Consider the following 223-nt stretch of genomic DNA (forward strand, 5'->3'; position numbering starts at 1 on the left):
CACCTCTTTATCGTTTGAGCAATGGAGGGACGCAGAAGGATAGAAGAAGCGTGCGATTGGTTGTGCACGTCCAAGCAGTTAGGCTGATAAGTAGGCAAATCCGCTTATCGTAAAGGCTGAGCTGTGATGGGGAAGCTCCTTATGGAGCGAAGTCTTTGATTCCCCGCTGCCAAGAAAAGCTTCTAGCGAGATAAAAGGTGCCTGTACCGCAAACCGACACAGG

The 223-nt window shown here is 50.2% G+C and carries 1 rRNA gene; it reads left to right on the forward strand.

The features are described 5' to 3' along the window. A 23S ribosomal RNA gene (locus MR143_RS32865) occupies positions 1 to 223 on the forward strand; the annotation flags it as partial.

Origin of the sequence: Bacillus cereus group sp. BfR-BA-01347, from assembly GCF_022663835.1 — a bacterium.
Taxonomy (GTDB): Bacteria; Bacillota; Bacilli; order Bacillales; family Bacillaceae_G; genus Bacillus_A; species Bacillus_A thuringiensis_K.